We start from the raw sequence: 19,998 nt of genomic DNA, 5'->3' as shown, positions 1-19,998 counted from the left end.
AAAATTACTTTACATAATCATATTCTTCTTTTAGGTTGAGTTCTTTTTGTAATGATTTACTTGGCGTGGGCGTCTTATCTCTCTCTTGAAAATATTTAGCGCCTTCCCATGCCATCTCTCCCCCTACTACCCTGGGGTCATTCGTGCTTTTTAGATATGCATTTAGTTTCTCTGAAAGCATGTTTTTCGTTTGATTATAATCAGCCTTTTCTGCAACATTGTCCATCTGATAAGGATCATCGCGAAGATCGTACAATTCTTCAGCAGGTCTTTTTCCAAAAGCAAGGTTAAATAGTTTTTCCACACCCTCCCTATCCTTATTCTTAAGTATATAAACTTTGGTAGGACTAGGATAATGCAACATATGGGCATCTACATCGCCGTACAAAGGCGGATCACCTGCCGGCCACTGCTCAGGTTCATAATTTCGGATATACAGGAAATCCTTGGTAATAATGGAACGTCCACCATAACCTACACCACCTTCCCGAACAAAAGCATGCCGTTCTCTGGCAGTAACCATATAATCACGCTCAGCTTCTATCCTTCCGCTTTTATCTGATGTTAATAGGTTCACCAGACTCTTTGCAGTCATCTCATTTGGCAAAGGAATACCTGCAAGCTCCAGAAAAGTGGGGGCAAGATCATTCAAGCTTACAAAATCCTCTATAACCCGACCTCCCGTAAATCTTTCTGGCATGGTAATGATCAGTGGTATTTTTGTTCCAAATTCATATAGATTAGCTAATCCGCGAGGCATTTGCCAGCCATTGTCGCTACATATAATAACTATTGTATTTTCCATTTCTCCTTTCTCTTTCAAAAATTGGATGAAAGGAGCAATTTGTTGGTCAAAGTCCTGTACCTCAGCATAATAATCAGCCATATCTCCTTTGACAATATCATTGTCAGGTAAGTAAGGAGGCACTTCAATTGCTGCCAAGTCAATCTGTGCTCCTTGAGCATCTAGCTCATAAGGGCGGTGCGGGTTGCGAGAACTAAACCAATATGTGAATGGCTGTCCCTTTTCACGTTTATTAAAAAATGCTTCAAACGAATCATATTGATTCCCTGCCGGATTACGACCTCTTCCTCCTGCTTCGTAATTACCAGGTCCCCATCCTTTTCCCTGATAGCCTACTAAATACCCTGCTTTTTCTAGCAAATCTGTATATGTTTGGAAATCAGAAGGTAAGGTTCCCCAGAGGTTAGCACCCTCTTCAAGCCTCCAGATATCCTGACCTGTAAGCATAGCTGCTCTAGCAGGAGTACATGAAGGCGCGGCACAAAAAGCATTGGTAAACCTTACTCCCTGCTGAGCCAAACTATCAATATTAGGTGTTCTTACTACAGGATCTCCATAGCAGCCCAAGTGATTCCAGGAGTGGTTATCCGACATTAATAACAAAATGTTAGGTCTATTTGGCTCATTCTCCTTTGCTGAACTACATCCGTCAACGATCAGCAATACAATCATCATAATTGCAAAAATAAGTTTTATATTATTCCCTTTTTCCATTTCACTCTATTCTTGAAGTTACCATGAATTTACACACTCTTCCCGTTATCAATTTCCCTGCTCTCCTCCTGGTTTAAACTCTTCTTTATTCCAGTGATAAGGAAATTCTTTTTCTTTTGCCTGTAAAATAGCCTCAAACTTTTCCCTTCTCTCTTGCTCTTTGGGAGTTAGGTTAGATAAGGTTTTGTTCTCATCAGGATCCTTCTGTGTGTTATAAAATCTTCCATCCTGATATAGCTTATATTTTCTGTCCATTACCCACCGGTTGTGTAGGTCAGTATTTTTACCCCATCTAGGGGTATAATGTATAAAAGTTTCACTCTTGATTGGCTTGCTATTGCCTTTGATAACTGACAAAAAGCTTTGACCGTCAGTATGATATTGTGTCGTATTAACTTTCGCAGCCTCAGCAAGAGTAGGCAGAATATCGGCAAAATCTAATACACCATTATATACTCTTCCATTTTTTATCTGCTGTGGCCAGCTAACAATCATAGGGACATGGTTACCTGTATTTATGGTTTTACCCTTTCCTCCTTTCACATTTCCATCTACAGTTTCAGAAATAATAGAAGGGTGGGTGCCATTATCACCAGTGAAAATAATGATAGTATTGTCCCAAACTCCTTTTTCTTTAAGTTTGTCTTCAATTTGCCCAACTATCTTATCAGTATATGCTACCATATCAGCAAAGTAAGCTGTATCTTTTTCGTAACGCCTTGCAGGATCTGCCCATTCTGGGGAATCAGGTGTCGGTACGAAGGGATCATGTACCAGCACCATGGGATAGTAGACAAAAAATGGTTTTCCTGCCTTCCTATCAATAAAATCCTTAATATAATCAGCAAAAATCTGTGGTCCGTAAGCGTCTTTATCCCGGGGTAGATCTTTTTCGTTTTGGGTAATCAATGGATTAGCAAACCTTTCTCCCTCCGCTCGTTCGTGATACAGTTGCCACAAACAATACTCATCAAAACCAAAGCGATAAGGGCGCTTTACATCCTCATTGCCCGGATTGTCTTGATTCAATCCATTGAGCTGCCATTTTCCGGCAATACATGTTTCATAACCAGCATTTTTAAGGAGGTTACCAAAGGTTGTCTGGTTAGGATTAAGATAGCCGAAATCCTCATAGTTTCTAAAGTTATATTTCCCAGTCATTATTTTCACCCGTGAAGGAGTACATAAGGGCTGTGAAAAAAAATGATCAAAACGGATGCCTTGGGCTGCTAATTGGTCAAGATTGGGAGTACTATATTCAGTGCTTCCGTTACAACCCAAACTTTCATACCCCATATCATCTGCCATGATTAGTACAATATTAGGCATCTCTGAGTCAGGCATCCCCGATTGATCAGATAGTATTTCCTGTGCAAAAACAGCATAGGTATTCCCAAAAATTAAACTGCAAATAATCAAAATTCTACTGATAGTATTCATAAAAAAGGCTGAAATTTAATACCCGGGATTTTGTTCTAATACAGCTTCTGTATTCTTGTCAATTTCACTTTGTGGTATAGGCCATAGTTTTTGATGGTCATAATAGTCTATCCAGCCATACTCCCTTGATCTTTCCACTAGTTTACCAAGCCTTAACAGAGTTTGCAGCCTGTTCTCTTCCCAGGCCAGTTCCCGGGCTCGTTCATCTAATAGATAATCTATGTTCACATCTCCTGCATCTATGGAAGGGGCATTTGAACGCATCCTTACGATATTAATATCCTGGGCAGCTGATTCTAAATCTCCAGCCCCAAGATAGGCTTCAGCCCTTACCAGGTAGGTTTCGGCGAGCCTTATCTGGTAAATGTCACGATGCGTAGTGTTAGCAGGTCCTCCTGAAGTTGATATAGAGCCGAATATGGTTTGGTCATCCTGCCATATATCCAGAGGATGATCTCCCATTGTGGCTATTTTAGCCAGTATAGGAAACCAGTCACGGATAGTATCAGTTGTACTTTCTATCACACCAGGCAGGTTATCTCCAAAAACCCATTGACCATGATAATCTGACTCAGGATTATTTACTTTTAGATCTCGGATAATATTATAATCTGCATTTCGCAAATCCTCGTCGTATCCACTCCTGTTCCAAACTACCTCATATACGTAATGACTCGGTTTGGTTTGCCCGGCTCCTCTTCCACCGTAGTATGTATTAGGAAAGGGAATTATATTAGAGTAGCTTCCATCATTATTAAGATGATTTAGTCGCCAGGTCCTGGGGCAGGAGGCTGTTTCCCATCTGTAACCACCATCGGCACCACCTGGAGTATTGTAGGCATATTGAATAACCCATAGTGCTTCTGTATTACCAGAAGAACGGTTCTGGTTACCCTGTCTAAAAAGATCCCAGTAGGGATCACCACCCGAGGCCCAGGGAAAATTAGGATTAAATTCATCGTTTACACGAGAACCAAACCTCTCCGTCATGAGAGAAGTATTTGGGTCATCAATTGCCATGCTGGCTGCTGTAACTGCCTCATCCCATTGTTCTAATGAAAGATAGGCTTCAGCCAAAGCATGGTATGCAGTCAAATTACTTATGCGTGAGTCATCTACTTCAGTGATTAGAGGCAGATTCTCGGCTGCAAATTGCAAATCTTCAGCAGCTTGTTGATAAGTTTCCATTCGGGTAGCCCTGACAAAATCTCTTCTTGGACTTGTTTCCGGTTGCAGAACTATTGGAACACCACCATAAATATCTGCAAGTAGCTTATACATATAGCCACGAAAGAAACTTGCTTCTGCCTGAATTTTCAGTTTTTCTTCTGCAGTCAATTCTGTATCCTCCGATTCAGATCTTTCAAGGATTACATTTGCATTATATATGATTTGATAGGCTGGTTGCCAATAGGAGGTGTAAACAAAATCACTAGTAGGCACAAGTAGATTATTGAGGTTACCTACATTTTGATCGTATTGCACCATATCAGTACCATTTACCGTATTTCTAGGCGACTGAAAGGCATCTCTTGTCGTATAAAATGATTGCCGAAAAACCTCATAGTTTTCATACAACGATGCTTCAAAATTATCGAAAGATGTATAGGAGTTATCAGGTGAATAAAAATCCAGTGGTATCTCTTCCAAAAATTCATCATTGTCACAAGCAACCCATAAAAGCGGACTTAATAGTAACAATAGTTTATAAATAGCGAACTGTTTTACTTTATAAGTTTTCATCGGAATATCTTTTAGAATATTAATCAAAATTAAAACCTCACATCAAGACCAAAAGTATAATATCGTAATACTGGCCTTCCTCCTATCGTTATTCCTTCTCCCGTTTCAGGGTCCCACCCCGGCCATTTTGTCCAGGTTTGCAAGTTTCTTCCACTTACAAAAAGCCTAATATTTTCAATATCAAATAACTTATCTAGCACATTTTGACCTAATGAGTAAGAGAGTGTCACATTTTGTAATCTCACAAAACTTCTGTCAATATATCTAGCCGCATTTAAAGCGTTAGGTACGCTTACTCCTAAGCGTTGGTAACGTGCATTAGGATTTTCTGGTAACCAGAAATCTAATCCTTGAGGAAAAGTTGTATTATCCCATAGCATATCGTTTAAACCATTAAACCCTGTACCTACCAAAGCATCTCTTCCCAGATAATAGTTGTCATTTCCCATTGCAGAATTAATAAATACTGACAAAGACCAATTTCTGTATGTAAAGCGATTATTCATACTCCACCGGAAGGCAGGTAAGGCGTTACCCAGTATTACCCTATCATCAAGCGTAATCTGTCCGTCACCATTCGTATCGGTGATTTTATAGCTTCCAATATCTGCCGTATTGGGAATCTCTTCATCAATTTGCCATATTTCACCATCTGTCTCGAGAGCATATATAGCATCCAGAGACTCCCCGATAAATAAACCTTCAGAAATCAGATCATCTTCTTCTCCATCTCCATCATTATCAAACCCCAGTAGTTCCCTTAACTCATTTCTGTTATAGGAGAAATTAAGATCTGTTGACCAGCGGAAATTACTTTTGTTTATATTCTGTGTGGATACATTTACTTCCATACCCTCATTATGGAGTTTGCCTAAGTTATCCGCAATAGTTTCAAATCTTGTGATTCCAGGAATATCCACATCGTAAAGTAAATCTTCCGTATTAGTATTGTAATAATTTATTGAACCACTAACTTTTGCATTGAATAATGAGAAATCCAGTCCAATGTTGTACCCAATAGTAGTTTCCCATTTCAAATCGGGATTGGCAAGGGTGGCATTTCCCTGGGTATAAACAGGCACATCATCTCCATTGATGTAATCAAACCCACCTGCCACTCTGGAAAGGGTTGCATATCTTCCTACAGTTCTATTACCATTAGCACCATAGGAGCCTCTTATTTTTAGATTATCTATAAATTCAAACCTGTCTTTAAAAAAACTTTCTTCACTCAAAACCCAGGCGAAAGATGCTGAAGGGAAGGTACCGTATTTATAATCTTCACCAAATCCAGAGAAGCCATCCGTTCTAACTGTAAATGTAAGCAAGTACCTGTCATCATAGCCATAAAATAAGCGGTTGAGTTGGTATAAGTTGGTTTCCTCCCAGGCAAAAGTTTCCACAGATTGTAGATCAGCACTACCTGCTTGTAGGCGGTTGTATCCTAGTGCATCAGAAATAAAATTAGACGCTGTAGCTGTTGTAGCATTAAATCTTCTCTTTTCTCTCCCATATGCAATTGTCGCATTGATATTATGTTTGTTATTAAATATTCTATTATAAGTCAAGATATTATCATTCACCCAATTATCACCTATTTCCTCATACTTCTGCCCCTCAGCCAGAAAGTTGTTGGCGTAGGGCTGGTAATAGTACTGGCTATTCCTAATAGAATTGACATTGAACCTGGATTTGAAAGATAGCCCTTGAATGAAAGGGATTTTAAAATCTGCATAAGCGCTACCAAATAGGTTCAAACGTTTGTCCAAATCTTCACTCTGCATAAGTAATAGCGGATTATAAATATTAGTGCCTACTCCTCTGGGATTTTGTAAGAGTGTGACCCCATCTGCTTCGTAAGCAGGAGCATAAAGCATATAAAGATATCTGTTGCTTGGTGGAACCTCCTGACCTGAATAATCACTGGAAGTAAGGAATGATTGTACTCCTATCTCCAACCAATCAGTGAGATCATGATCTATATTTATTCTTGTATTAAATCGGTTATAATCTTCATTCACCATATATCCATCTTGCTGAGTGTACCCTGCTGATAAATAGTATCCTCCCTGGCTATTTCGATTAGCAATGGAGAAGTCATAATTTTGAGCATTTAAGTTTTTGTTAGTGGTAATACCGTACCAATCTGTAACGATATTTTCAGCATAAGCTCTTGCGATGTCTGTGGTCCTAGAAGTTGATGTTACATCAAAATCAGGATTTGGATCCAAATAGCCTGAAGCAGCAGTACGGCTATCCATAAAATAAGCACTGGTAACTCTATCTTTAAGCTGGTTAGGACTCTCTGGTATAAACTTTTTAGTAGGCTCCATAAGGGAATAATACATAGAAAAGTTTACAGTCAAACCCTCACGTCCTGCCCCTTTTTTGGTTGTAATAATAATAACTCCATTAGCTGCCTGTGAACCATAGATAGCAGTAGAACTAGCATCTTTTAGCACATCTATTGATTGAATATCATTTGGGTTGATATCAATCAGCTTACCTCTAAAAATAGCTCCATCCAAAACAATTAAAGGGTCTTGAGATCCCGAAATTGAAGTTCTTCCACGTATGGATAAGGTGGGTTCTTCGCCTGCTGCATTTACCTGTCCAACATTCAATCCTGCAACAGCTCCTTGTAAAGATTGGACTACGGATGTAGCAGGCCTTTCTTGTATTACTTCTTCATTCACACTAGATACGGCACCAGTCAGATCTTTTTTTCGCTGAGCCCCATATCCAATGACTACCACTTCTGAAAGGGATTGTATGTCGGGCATTAGTGAAAGATTAATGGTGCTTCTTCCATTAATTTCAACTTCTTCACTCAAATAACCAATTGAGGAAAAAACCAAAAGTTTAACGTCATCATTTACAGTCAGTCTATAATTTCCTCCACCATCTGTAATAGTGCCCTTTGTTGTCCCTTTTGCAAGAATATTGACACCAGGAAGAGGTTCTCCACTTTCTCCATCGGTTACCTGGCCGCTGATGGTTTGTGCCAGCCTCATATGTTCCTGAACGGACAAAGGATCTAAGCTTGTCAGCATACTAACTTTGTTTGGTACGTGTTGATTGTCATCTGCACCTACCTCTTTGGGAAGTATTTTTTTAGGCAGTTTATTTTCTTTAGGTGTAATGACAAAGTGTACCTCATCCAACTGTTTGAATTCCAGTCCATGCGGTTTCAACACCGTTTCTAAAGCCTGCTTAAGTTCCTGTTTTTTCCAGCGCTGGGTTTCAACTGTTTTTCCGGCTACCAGGTCTTCCTGATAACCAAAAGTGACCTGGTGCTGTGCTTTGATTTTTTCCAGCACCTGATCCAGGCTCATCGTCTTATCATCCTGAGCATGCGTGTTGGCCACTGATCTCACCGAAGCCAAAGGTTGTTGGGCCAGCGAAGGAATAACACTCACTCCACATAGCAGTAGGAACAGTAAAAATTTTGCTACAGAAAGTACATTATAATACATGTTGATTAGTTTTAGGATTGTGTAAATGAATCGCATAGCCTGTCAGGCAAATGCTCCCCACCCTTATGTTTGTCGGGCTTTCTTTTAAGTACTGCTTAAGGTGATCGTTTCATGTGTTTTTTCTACTTTAAGTTGAAAAATTTCGGATAAATAGCGAAGCATCATATCCAGGTCTGTGGTACGAAGTTCTGCCGTCATGATCATTTCCTCAGGCTCAACGCCCTGAGTAATGACAGTGTAGCCAAAGTGGTCTTCAATCAATTCTATCACCTCAGAAAGAGGGGCTTTTTCAAATACAAAGACTCCCGCAGTCCAGGATATATACTTTTCTGTTTGAGCTATGGCTTTGGTGATTTTTCCTTCCTGTACCGAGACGAGTTCGCCCGGTTGCATATTCACCTCTACCTTTTCAGACTTATTGATTGCCTGGGGTAAACTGAGGCGAATACTCCCTTCTTCAAGCAGTATTTGGTTTTCATCACGACGATTGTTTACGTTGAACCTCGTTCCCAACACAGTAATTGCGACCTCATCCGAATAGACGACAAACTTCTGATCATCTTCGGTATGCACTACAGAAAAGTAAGCTTCCCCCTCCAGAGAGACAGTCCGTTCACTATCACCGAGCCATCCTGAGGAGTAGTGTAAACTGGAATTAGCCCCTAAGACAACTGATGATCCATCAGGAAGTATAAGCTCCTGAGTTTGGCCAAACTCAGTTTGGTAGCTGATGCCAAACAGAGCATGATTCACATCCTGTACCTTTAGCATCACAAATGTTACGGCGAGCACCAAGGCTATAGAGGCTGCTACGGCATACCATGGAAAAGCCATAATTTTTTGGTTTTTGACTTTATACCTGCCTGTAGAACGATTCTTTACTATATCACGCCACACCTGCGCTGCATCCTCCTCTGTGGGTTCATTCGCAGTGAAATGCATACTTCGCAAAATAGCAGCTGCCTCCAGAATATCCTGCCTTTGCTCAGGATGGTCTTGAAGCCATTTTTTCCAATAGATGTCTGCTGTTTCCTCTTCGGACAAGACCCAACGCTGAAAATAGGCGTCTGCTACAAATTCTTCTATTGAAAAGCTGCGGTAATCCATAATGGGTGTTTTATTATAAGTTCTTTGATTCACCCATTTTACCCCATGGCTTAGAAGAAATATTTCAAAGTTTATGGTTTGTACTAAAAAAAGAGAGCTATTTTAACATTAAATCAACAAAATGAAGGTTTTGATGCTTAATCTATAATTTTAATGGGAGAGAAAATTCCAGAAAGCTTAATACCAGATTTGATAACAGTAAAAATGGCTAAGGCAATATTGTTATCCCAGCAGGCTAAAAAGAGCAGTAATTAGAATCATTTTTTCCCGGAGAAAGGCTATGGCCCTAGCTACCAGTTTGTAGGTTGCTTTGGTGGAGATGCCCAGCACATGCGCTACAGCCTCGTAGGAAAGTTGGTCAAAAAATTTAAGAAAGATAACCTCACGCTGCTTCTGGGTCAGTAGGTTGAGCGCATTTTGTAGTTTGTCTCTTTGCCCGTCCTGGGTTTCCCGTAGAATAAATTTAGTTTCAACTGAGGTGTCAAAAGAAAAATGATAAGCCGCTTCAACAGCAACTGAGGGTGAGTTTTGTGCCTGAGCCTTCAGGATAATATTTCTTAAAGCTTTGTACTGATAAGGTTTGATAGCACGGATGCGAGAGGGTTTAGAGCGGTACTTCCAGAGATTAATAAATAAATCATGAATGCTGTCTTTTACTAGATCATGCTGATTGCATAGCTTCATCCCGTAATTATACAAGCTGCGAAAAGAAATCTGATACAATAAATCGAAAGCTGAATCATCACCTTTTATAAAGGACTCCCACAACTCTTGCTCAGAGCGTTTATGGGTTAGATGTGTAATTGATTTTCCAATAGCACTATCATGCTTATCCTTTGGCAGTCGGTTAAGCTTGGAGACGATGGACAAATGGCTCTCAGGCATGGTAGATCGTAATTCAAGTGTTTATAATTACACTCTTTTTTACATTATCGCAAGTAAACAACTCTTTTACAAAAAATTTATTAAACAAGGTTATAGAGAAAACTACTTTTCGCGAATCCATAAATTGTCTTCACTTTTACATTTCAAGTTTTATTGCACCTGAATTGTTATTTTACGATTATCATCCAAAGAAACTTTCTTCTTTTGGTTCTTAACAAATACTTTATAAGGTGATGAATAATTTTTACCTGATTTGTCTACTGCATACGCTGCTAATTCTGTTTGTAACAATCCATCTTGATCAGTTTTTCCCCTGAAGACTTCCTGCCCATTATTGTTTATAATCTTTACCGCTTCATTTTTCACCTTGTTACCTTGGCTATCTATTAGCTCTACAGTTAAGGTCCAGTAGACTTCGTAACTGACTGGTGCCTCTCCTTCTCTTTCAATAGCAAATGCTAGGTTTTCAAACGCATTTGAGCAAAATTCTATGTCTTTGGCAAAACAATCACTCCGCTCAGAGTACCCCATCCTAATAGGAATAAAATCGCGGGTAGTATTTGGAGATTTACTGAACCTGTTGTTATACAAATGAGTATTAGCTGCACTTCCATAAGCACTAGCTATCCATACCGGGGTTACATTGGCTGTGATTTCGTTGTTGTAAATTTGTCCTCCGTCAGTATTTCCAATATAAAAAGCATATGCTTCCGCATCAGTCTCAGGGTCCTGGTTTTCTAGTATTATTTCATTACCGAAAATATAATTGTCACCTGCGCTGGCACTATAAAATATAGCTGAGGCGAGAGGAATATAATCTGGGTATTGAGGGTATTTCTTTCCGGTGATATAAAAACTATTATTATAAACTCTGTTCCCATACGCTCCCCTGGGAGATTTTTTTTCTGCTCCATAATCAGCGATTCTTATCGCATTGGTACTGTAAAGGTCATTATACTCGCAGGATGGAGGAGCAGCTTCTATTTTTATAACATTATTAAATATCTCAATACCTCTGTGCCGATAGATTTCAATGCCAGAACCCACCTTAGGCTCAATACGATTTTCAAAGATCTTAGAGCTATCTCCTATCGCCATAATGCTATAGTGGTTGGTAACCAGCTGATGATTGACAAAATAATTATGGTGGATGCTGGAATGATCACCCTTAAATACCAGGCAACCTTGCCCTCCAAAGAACTCAGAATAAGATACTTCTGAAGTTTGTTCCCCTCTTAAATCCACAGCATAGAACTGTGCCCCATGACGGTTGATGATAAAAGGATTATCAATGTCAAATGTACAATTGGTGATGGTAGCTGAGGGAACATCAACCGCAGTGGTATTGATACCTGAGGAAATGATTTTCACATTATCTAATATGATCTTTACTTTTTCGGCCGTAGACTGAATACCCCATGACATGACCCCAACTGTACCGTTTTTGATTATACCATTTTTGATGGTAATAGTACCTTCTCCCTCTACTTGCGGCATATCTGACAGAGGAATTGACTCTGATACATCTTCAGTATAATCAAAAAAAGCAGCATGTTTTATGTTATACAAATGGTCGTAATGCCCATAAGGATGCGTTTGATCCACAATACCAATTCCTACATCCATTGCTGGCCGAATGTCAATTTCATCTACCAAGCAATCGGTATTGGCTTTTACCCTGATGCGGTATTTTCCTGCAGGAATATTATTGAGATGTGCCGTAATAAAACCTCCTCCCAGACGGGGGGATTTATTTTCTATTGGGCTGCTTATTAAAGTGGTATCTCCATACTCTGTGATACATTGAACTATATCCCCCTTTTCATCCTCCACATAGATACTCACTTGCATGTTATTGTTTATGTCTCCATCCATATCCTGATAATAGCGCCCAGTCACACCACACATGGCAAAATAAGAACGATGAGCCACAGGTAAATCAATATATGGAGACACAATTTCATCTCCTGCCTCCAGGCTCATCAGTTTTTCACCAATAAAAGCGTGTACATCTGCTGTATTAACGACTTTCGCTCCCGGTGCCTTTGAAATGTTCCAGCCCTTCACTCCTTCTTCAAAGCCATAATTGGGAATGTGTCTATAATTTCCATCGGCATAAGTAATGGTATAACCGTTCAGGTCAAGAGTTACATCTTTTCCCAAAAAAACTGCACTTCTATCGCTAGAGATGTCACTTGTTAGCATATAGGTCGCACCTGCCTTACCATAGCTTCCAGGCTCACTCACCGGAATAACATTTGCTGTTATTACTTGAGGTTCAGGCTGGGTATACTGTGCTGCTAATGGCAGAGAAAAACTGAAAATTATCAAACCTATTGCTATTGATTTAGGCAAAGCTGATAAATGCTTTAACATAGCTGTTTTATTTATAATATAATTTTGCTCCATAAAGAGTGCTAGGTTCAGGAATTTGTATAGTAGTTGTATTGTCTAAAAAATCTGATGCAGTAACACTGATCTGATACAAGCCAAACTTTGGAGCTTTAATTTGCCTACTAAAAACCTTATCCCCAGCTACGCTATCGCCGTCTATACCTTCGTCATTCAAGTCAAGCAGGAATTTCGTTTCAGGCTCATCTTCCAACTGAAACGTAGCGGAAGCTTGTGAAATATTTCCTCCATCATAAAGCCTGACCTGAATAATATTATCATCTCCAATTTCTGCCCATGCCATCTTAGGTGGAGTTTGGTCTTTACCTGAAACCAGAATTGAAATTTTGTTATTTCTAATATGATGGTCAGGGTAATCTGGTATCCAGTATTCAGCCAATAAATGGATTGTTTTGCCCGAGCAATCAGAGGAAATTGTGGGTACACTATACTTAAAAGATCCTCCTACATGGTCAAATTCTGTCCAGCTATCAGAGACTCTTGTATGACTGCCAGAAAGATCTACATCTGGGTCTGATGAATATAAGGAAGCAGGCCAAAGTATACCTTCATCTTTTACCAAGATGGCAATGGATTCGCCTGGATTTACTTCTCCATCACCATTACCTACACCAAGTACACTAGTGACTGTGTCTTTTCCTCCTTGCACAAAAGTAATTTCTCTTCCATCTGCTATTTCAAAGTTGCCAGTTGGAGCACTCTCCGGCTTGATATCCACTGTGAAAGATTCCTGCCACTGATGATTTTTCTGATCAGTCAGTAGTAATTTGAATTTCAGTATTCCGCTACTGTCAGAAGTAGTACGAAACACAAAAGGAGAAGTGAGGGATGTAACTTCGTTTACACCTATATTTTCAATATGGGAAACATCTTTTTTAATCCTGGCAGTATTGCGGTAGGGCAATAATTTGGCTGTCACATCTTCAGCATCACCACTTCCTTTATTTACCAGCTCTATCAAAACAGACATATCATCGTTTGCGGTCGCCCAGTCTGGATTTTCAACCTTTACTGAAGCAATGGAAATATTTGGTGATCCAACAGATTCACTTATCCCTACTTCCTGAAACCCACCATTCAGCTTAATTTTTAACCTTCCACTGTCATCAGATCTTATTTTCTGCTGGGACTTTTGTTGAGTAAACAGGTTGACAACATTGATGATGTATTCAGTATTTTTTTTGTACAAAGGCGCAGTAAGCACTGATAGCTTTACGCTGGGAAGTGTTTCACCTTGGGGCAAAAATTTACGGACGCTGAGCTGAAACCCGTTTTTATCAACATTTTCCAGTACGGTAAAGCCAGGAACATTGCGGTCAGAACTGACTTCATACCCCCAGACAGAAAACTCAGGATATACATCCGTATGATGCCATTGCTGTGGTACTTTCGGAGGACTTTTAAACACGTCTGCGTAAAAGCTGAACATATCTGCTAAGCCGCTCACGGCATGCCCACCTTCATATACCTGGCTGTCGTAATTATCCATAAGTTGGAGCCAGATGCGGTCAATGTCACGATGATAGGCACGGATAAAATCATCTTTTCCGAAATGCAATCTCAACTTCAGCCCTTCATAATTCTTATACATATCTTTATGATGGTACTCTACCGGAAAATCTTTAGGGCCTACCACAAATTCAGAAGAGCCACAAAAACTACCCGCAGCGGATAGTAGATGAGGGTACTTTCCAGCAATCCAGAAACTCATAAAGCCACCCATGGAAAAGCCTGATATAGCCCGATGATTTCTATCCGCTATCGTCTTATAATGACCATTTATATAATTTACCAGCTCAGGAAAATACAGCGGAAACTGACGATGCGTTTCCACCGGCCCTATGTTGTAAGGACGCAAATAATATGAGTTGTCCGGATCAGCATTATAGCCATCCGGCTTGACTATTATTATTGAATGTTTAGCCACCAGGGCTGATAATTCATCATCAATCTTTGGTTTGGAGTGATCTTCTTCATTTCTGACCAAGCTTCCAAAATACCTTTGCGACCAACCATGATAGAAATACACTACTGGATATTTTTTATCGGTATTTTCGTAGTAACCCGGAGGCAGTATGACCCTGTAGTTTCGCATCTCTCCCATTACATGACTATAATGCTGAGCATCAATAATGATGGCATCATTAGCATACAATTCTATAGAGCAAAAGAAAATACAGATAACTAACATTAGCTTTGCCAAGCTCCGCCCTATTTTTTTATCACATTCTTTCATAACTTCTCATTGCGTCATTATACTAAAGGTAATCGTAAAGTCTATAACACGCTAATTACTAGCTTTTTATACCTTTATTCCACTAGCCAAATGCCTCAAAATTGTATTCTGACTGTCTTTTTTCCATTCATGTCAACAGTTTCTGTCTTTTCTTTATTACCTATTCTAACAGAAATATTATAAGGAGAAAACTCATCCGCCTGATGTTCATATTTTTTCTCTACTATCACCTCTACCCCCTGCTCAGTCCATTCCATCGGACGTATTGTGCATTGGGCAAGAGGTGTACTAAGCTTCCCTTCTGCATCAGCAATACCAGCATAAGACAGATTCCCGAATCTATCATTAATCTTTACTTCTGCTCCAGGATGTGTATCTATTGTAAGCGTCCATTGTATCTGATAATTGCTGAGAGAACCGGTGTCTTTCCAATATACATCATCATAACTTGTCCCCTCTCCAAACTCACAATCAAGTAGCACGTGATTAAAAACTGAGTTATGCCCATCAAAAACAAAGGTGTGGTACTCGGGATGATTTCCTGCTTTTATAAGTTTGCAATTGACAAAATGATGGTTGCTCCCTTGTCCGTAAGCGTCTCCAAAACGAATATTACAAATGTTAGAAATTAATTTATTGCTTTTGTAGAATAGTGGCAGATGGGTAGATCGGTCATTGTAAGCTCCCTGAGTATCAATGCAGGCTGCTATGGTACTCATGCTATCAGTGGCTAGCACTTTTACAATATTACCCTTAAATACCAGGTTTTTTATGGAATAGTCAGAAAAGAATTCCGTACCTCTCATCTCTCCTCCTTGGCGGGATCTACCAAAAATCACATTATTTTCATAATGTAAATTTTCACGTGCCTGCCCTCCCTCTCCATAATTAGTAACTCTCATACCTGCAAGCACATCCTGCTCACCCCAAGTTTCAATCAGCCTCATCCCCTTGTTGGGGGTTTCAATCATCGTTCTCACTCCTTCCATATGGATAAAATTACCATTTACGTTTAGGTCTTTGGAAGCCCATAGGATTCCGCAAGAATAATAACCAGTGAGGAAAATCTTATTACCATATACATGACCTTGTTCTTTGCTAGGCTGTATAGCAAAAGAGTTTACAACCCAGCTATCAACATATATTTCATTGTGAAATATCTCCTGGGCTGCATTGATAGTATTCTGGCGGGTACGTTTGATCAGGTTATGATGCACCTGCAAATCATTTCCATTTTGATCCAGCTTACCTTTGTCATAGCCTTTAAATCCTAGTGAACGTGCTCCTCCCAAGCCATGACGGTTAAACATCTGCGTTCCTTTATCTAAAAATACATTATGATGTATATCATATTCTCCAAAAGCATCATCAAAACGCATTCCCCAACTTTGAGGCAAATGATATTCTACAGTGACTCCGGCAATTTCCACATCATCCTTACCAGTAATTTCAATATTGCTAAAACCCCGCTTGGAATTCCTTTCCAGCAGTTTTGCTTTCTCCGGATCAGGGTTTAACATATTTTCTCCCGCTACATAATCCTGATTGTTTCTGGCTTTACCCTGTTTGATAATGCCATTAAAGATTTTCAATCCTGATTGCTGGTCATTATTGACTCGCCGTATGCCCACACCGGATTTATTTATATTTTCATAATCAAGATCATCAATCAGTTGGTTAGCATGGGTAATAGTATGTCCTCCTAAATCCAGGGTGATACCACCAGCTTGAATATCAAAAGCACTTTTATCAGCAGTAATATCCTCGGTCACTAAGTAAGTTGTATTGGCTTGGTCTAGCACATAGGGAGGCTTGCCTAATGTGCCAGGAACTTCAATTGCGTCTATGATTTCCTGGGTGTAAAAAATTTGGTCTGTAGATTCTATTCTACTTCCTTCTTCATCAATAGAGACTAGCCTGTAATGATATTGGGTATTAGGAGACAGATTTTTTAGATAGTGCACATGAATAAAAAAATAACGCTCGGGTATAGGTGTTCTTTGTCTATAATCTTTGGTTTTTCCATACTCTACATAAGTTTTTGTGGGCAGATTAGTTTCCCATGCAATGGTAGCTGATCTTTCTGAGATGTAATTCCATCTGCTTTCCTCAGAAATTTTAAGACGATGCCCAAATGTAGTATGATAAAGAGAATCTGTCTTAGCCCCATAATAGTTAAGGCAAAACTGATTAAACACTTTATAAACAGTATCCGGGGGTGTATCAACAGTAAGCTGGCTGAAAGCCTCTAAAACTTCTTCAGCTTCTTTTTGATGAGCTGTTTCTAATGAACTACTACTTCTTTTTTCATGAATTTGCCCTTTACAGTTCACTGTAAAAAACATCAAAAAATTAATCAGGTAAACTAGTCTAATCATCAATACTTGTTCTATAAATTTCATACAATAAAAAATACGATTTGAGCCACCTCATAAAATTCAGGATTCTGCCATCAGAAGGATGGCAATCACTGCCAGTATCATTCCGCTGAGTATCACCCAATGCGGAAAAAACCCGTAAATCACCAAAGAAAGAATGATGGTAATCACCGGCGCTCCTGCATTGGTCAGTGGACTCACAACAATCGCTTTACCATGCCTGAATGCATATACCAAACATAAAGCACCTACAGCATTTAATAACTGTATACCAGTCGCCAGATATGGTCCTTCAAATCCCCAGTAAATATCCTGAGAGAAATCGGTCATCATCAGCGCGATGGGTATGAGCATAATGCCGGTAAGCATCATATAAAAGAAGATGCTTTCTGCCTTCATATGCTCGTTTGCGACCTTCATAAAGTAAGCCTGTACCCCCCACGCCAGAAAGACAAAGAGTGAAAGCAATATCCACAACTGCCCATAGGTTTGCCCTTGCTCCGGCGATTGATATGACAATAGGGGGATGGCCAGTAAAGCCAATATGATTCCAATCCATGAACGAAAAGCTGCTCTCTCTTTAATTAGCCAATAGGAAAGCAATATGGTAACTAGAGGTGCCAGAGAAATAAAGGGAAAGACTAGGTAAGCTGGCCCTGTTTTTAGTGCCTGAAATAGCACTAATTGACCCAGAGCCCCAGTTAGTCCTATGATAATGCCATGTAGTATAGCTTTTTGATGTACATCCAGCTTCCATTTTATGACTCTAAGTGCAAAAATCGCTGGAAGAATCATACTTATCGCCCATACAGAATATCCTAAAGTAGCTGGAAAACCTGCTTTTTCCGGTATTTCAATCAGTGCCCCCCATACTCCCCAAAATATGGTAGTGATCAAAGCATATGTTAGCCATAGCTGAGTTCTCATAGCTGAAACTGCATACATAAGAATTCTTAATTTCTGATTTAGACACTAACTACAATTTTGAATAATGCTTTTACACTAAAAAGCTCAAGTTTTCTAACTGATCGTTGATCTGTAAACCTAAACCCAGATAATAGAAGCGAAGGCATTCCAAACTTGGGAATAACCTTTACTTTTTGTTTTAAACAATAGCTAAATACTATTCATCTGTAGTAACCCAGGGTTCATCTCTTTTTTCTACTTCACCCGGATGCTTATAAGGCACATTCGGGTTAGCATCCCACCAAACTCTGATCAATTTGCCATCTTCTCCCCCAATTCTAGACAATGCTTCCTGATAACTTTGGCTATTCACTGACATCTCTGTATCGGGCCAGCGCTGCTTTCTTGGTATAGTTCCTTGTAAGTCATCATCATCACTTCCTACCAAAACCCTAGGATATCCGGTTCTCCTCCATTCAGCCCAGGCCTGATATTCCATGGGATACAATACAATCAGTTTCTGTGTCATGATCTGTTCTAACTTCACTTCCTGTGATCCTGATAAAGTAGCTGTCGGAGAAGCTAAAAATGTATCAATTTCCTCAGCAGTCATTGCTTTGTGCGTTAACAGCTTATTTATGTCTTCATCTGTCCATTCCGGATGTATGATTTTTAACACCTCGGGAAGCTGGCTTTCGCCCATCTCATAAAATTCCTGTGCCCACTGAATTCCTGCTTCTATACCTTTTCTGTAATATTCCTGCGCATCTCCACTCCTTAAGCCGAACAGGGATGCTTCAGCCAAGGCAAAGTATACCTCAGAACTTCTGAGCAATGGTCTCTCAATGACAGGGACGAACCAAAAGCTACTCAGCCTGGAGACTGACTCATAGCCGTAAGGATATTTTTCTTCCACAGGCACCAGACCTAACAGTGGGTGCCCCCTGTAGCCAAAATAGTCAACATCAGGCATCTCTGCCGGGAATTCAGCTTTGGCGGTATCCGCAAATAGCTTGGTTCTAGGATCATTGTTGTCATGAAAAGCATCCAGTAATGTTTTTCCAATCATAGCAGGATTGAAGCTGGCTCCACTATTAATTACGCTGTTATATCCATCATTTTGATTTTCCGGCAGATCGGTGCTGGTCATGATGTAGGCATCATCTTCCCTACTGGTGATTAGGTCTGATTCCTGCAGGTCACTCATATTTTCTTTGGCAAGTTGTTCATCTGCATAACGCACTCTTAGCGCCAATCTGAGTCGTAGCGAATTCGCAAACTTCCTCCACTTTTCTATATCTCCCTGATAAATCAAATCTGCACTTCCATAACTTTCCATAGTTGGATCTAACTCAGCGGCGGCTTCTTTCAGCTCTTTGAAAAAATCTCTGTAGATACTCTCTTGTGTATCATACTGAGGTGTAAAAATAGCCTCGTCTTGCGGTAAATTAGATTCAAAATAAGGAATATCACCATAAATATCGGTTGCTCTGGCAAATGCCCACACTTTCAATATTCTGGCAATAGCCTTTTTATTGACAAGTTCAGGGTCGTCCTGCGTCAAACGAATGATGTAGGCTAAATTATTTGTATAGGTAATGTATGTATCATTCCATACATCATCAAAAGTACCATCCTGGAAAGGACGGTTGGCACCTGAGACAGATATTCCTGAATAGTTACCAATGGTTCCCCTGCCATTAGGACTATCACTTACAACTGCCTGTTGCTCAACACGCGTAAAAAGCAGATTAACGTTGATGACGTCTTCTGTAATCAGATCAGAAGGTGTATTTAGTTCTTCAAAATCCTCCGTACAAGCATTGGATAAGAACACAGCCAATGTAAGGGAGCAAATAAATTTTATTTTTCTTAAAATATTCATTTCTCAAAGAT

At 39.7% G+C, this 19,998-nt stretch carries 11 protein-coding genes; all 11 read right to left on the bottom strand.

Annotated features, from left to right (window positions below; translation table 11 throughout):
• Positions 1-4: 4 nt before the first annotated feature.
• Complete coding sequence (locus OKW21_RS07365; RefSeq protein ID WP_277478767.1) at positions 5-1,480, bottom strand: sulfatase family protein; 1,476 nt, start codon at positions 1,478-1,480, stop codon at positions 5-7.
• 87 nt (positions 1,481-1,567) lie between these two features.
• Positions 1,568-2,959 carry a sulfatase family protein gene (locus OKW21_RS07360; RefSeq protein WP_277478765.1) on the bottom strand — a complete coding sequence of 464 codons (1,392 nt, stop codon included), beginning with the start codon at positions 2,957-2,959 and terminating at the stop codon, positions 1,568-1,570.
• A 15-nt stretch (positions 2,960-2,974) separates the two neighbouring features.
• Complete coding sequence (locus OKW21_RS07355; RefSeq protein WP_277478764.1) at positions 2,975-4,702, bottom strand: RagB/SusD family nutrient uptake outer membrane protein; 1,728 nt, start codon at positions 4,700-4,702, stop codon at positions 2,975-2,977.
• A 29-nt stretch (positions 4,703-4,731) separates the two neighbouring features.
• Positions 4,732-8,178, bottom strand: coding sequence for a SusC/RagA family TonB-linked outer membrane protein (locus OKW21_RS07350; protein WP_277478762.1), 3,447 nt, complete (start codon positions 8,176-8,178; stop codon positions 4,732-4,734).
• Between the two features lie 84 nt (positions 8,179-8,262).
• Entirely contained in the window at positions 8,263-9,285 is a 1,023-nt protein-coding gene (locus OKW21_RS07345) for a FecR family protein (protein WP_277478759.1), read from the bottom strand.
• 222 nt (positions 9,286-9,507) lie between these two features.
• Positions 9,508-10,170, bottom strand: coding sequence for an RNA polymerase sigma factor (locus OKW21_RS07340; protein WP_277478757.1), 663 nt, complete (start codon positions 10,168-10,170; stop codon positions 9,508-9,510).
• A gap of 150 nt (positions 10,171-10,320) precedes the next feature.
• Entirely contained in the window at positions 10,321-12,546 is a 2,226-nt protein-coding gene (locus OKW21_RS07335) for a hypothetical protein (protein WP_277478755.1), read from the bottom strand.
• 7 nt (positions 12,547-12,553) lie between these two features.
• On the bottom strand, positions 12,554-14,773 hold the full coding sequence (locus OKW21_RS07330; protein WP_277478754.1) for an alpha/beta hydrolase-fold protein: 2,220 nt from the start codon (positions 14,771-14,773) through the stop codon (positions 12,554-12,556).
• 140 nt (positions 14,774-14,913) lie between these two features.
• Positions 14,914-17,196: a fibronectin type III domain-containing protein gene (locus OKW21_RS07325; protein ID WP_277478752.1), complete on the bottom strand. Its 2,283-nt coding sequence runs from the start codon at positions 17,194-17,196 to the stop codon at positions 14,914-14,916.
• A gap of 60 nt (positions 17,197-17,256) precedes the next feature.
• On the bottom strand, positions 17,257-18,123 hold the full coding sequence (locus OKW21_RS07320; RefSeq protein ID WP_277478748.1) for a DMT family transporter: 867 nt from the start codon (positions 18,121-18,123) through the stop codon (positions 17,257-17,259).
• A gap of 196 nt (positions 18,124-18,319) precedes the next feature.
• Positions 18,320-19,987, bottom strand: coding sequence for a SusD/RagB family nutrient-binding outer membrane lipoprotein (locus OKW21_RS07315; protein WP_277478745.1), 1,668 nt, complete (start codon positions 19,985-19,987; stop codon positions 18,320-18,322).
• Between the last annotated feature and the right edge of the window lie 11 nt (positions 19,988-19,998).

Source organism: Catalinimonas alkaloidigena, assembly GCF_029504655.1.
GTDB lineage: Bacteria > Bacteroidota > Bacteroidia > Cytophagales > Cyclobacteriaceae > Catalinimonas > Catalinimonas alkaloidigena.
Note: the sequence above shows the minus strand (reverse complement) of the source record. Positions and strands in the feature narration are given on the sequence as shown.

Coding starts and splice junctions, on each gene's coding strand:
- OKW21_RS07365 (WP_277478767.1), bottom strand. CDS start 1,480: ATGATGATTGTATTGCTGATCGTTGACGGATGTAGTTCAGCAAAGGAG.
- OKW21_RS07360 (WP_277478765.1), bottom strand. CDS start 2,959: ATGAATACTATCAGTAGAATTTTGATTATTTGCAGTTTAATTTTTGGG.
- OKW21_RS07355 (WP_277478764.1), bottom strand. CDS start 4,702: ATGAAAACTTATAAAGTAAAACAGTTCGCTATTTATAAACTATTGTTA.
- OKW21_RS07350 (WP_277478762.1), bottom strand. CDS start 8,178: ATGTATTATAATGTACTTTCTGTAGCAAAATTTTTACTGTTCCTACTG.
- OKW21_RS07345 (WP_277478759.1), bottom strand. CDS start 9,285: ATGGATTACCGCAGCTTTTCAATAGAAGAATTTGTAGCAGACGCCTAT.
- OKW21_RS07340 (WP_277478757.1), bottom strand. CDS start 10,170: ATGCCTGAGAGCCATTTGTCCATCGTCTCCAAGCTTAACCGACTGCCA.
- OKW21_RS07335 (WP_277478755.1), bottom strand. CDS start 12,546: ATGTTAAAGCATTTATCAGCTTTGCCTAAATCAATAGCAATAGGTTTG.
- OKW21_RS07330 (WP_277478754.1), bottom strand. CDS start 14,773: ATGTTAGTTATCTGTATTTTCTTTTGCTCTATAGAATTGTATGCTAAT.
- OKW21_RS07325 (WP_277478752.1), bottom strand. CDS start 17,196: ATGATTAGACTAGTTTACCTGATTAATTTTTTGATGTTTTTTACAGTG.
- OKW21_RS07320 (WP_277478748.1), bottom strand. CDS start 18,123: ATGAGAACTCAGCTATGGCTAACATATGCTTTGATCACTACCATATTT.
- OKW21_RS07315 (WP_277478745.1), bottom strand. CDS start 19,987: ATGAATATTTTAAGAAAAATAAAATTTATTTGCTCCCTTACATTGGCT.